This window comes from Burkholderia sp. MR1-5-21, assembly GCF_053427715.1.
Genome location: NZ_JBSAXD010000140.1, coordinates 1 through 375 on the forward strand (window position 1 = coordinate 1; position 375 = coordinate 375).

The following is a 375-nucleotide window of genomic DNA, read 5'->3' on the forward strand; positions in this document are numbered from 1 at the left end:
GGCCTGGTAATTGTCATGTTCCTCACGGGCTTCGTTCAGCGTGACGTTGCCCGTCGCTACGATGTTCGCGGCCCCCGTATTGTTTTCAACGCCATTCGTCATGCCCGCCGTGAGTGACGAGCCCGTCAGCGCTACGTTGCCTTTCGACGTTTCAATGCTCGTTGCCGCCAGGGTCGCATTGCCGCCCGCCGTAAATTGCGTGCCGACGGCGCGTTCGTCATAAACGTGATCGACTTCTTGCCGCGTCTTGCTGTCCACTGCCACGTTGTCGAGCTTCGCGGTATCCGTGACCGTCGTCGCCGTCAGATTGCCGCCTGCAATTGCAGACAAATCCTTGCCGGCGGAAACGGTCGCGCCCTTGAGCGTCGTGTCGTT

The 375-nt window shown here is 60.3% G+C and carries 1 protein-coding gene; it reads right to left on the reverse strand.

Translation table 11 applies throughout. The features are described from left to right. On the reverse strand, positions 1-375 hold a 375-nt coding region (locus ACV229_RS40780), incomplete at both ends, for a hemagglutinin repeat-containing protein (RefSeq protein WP_448088688.1).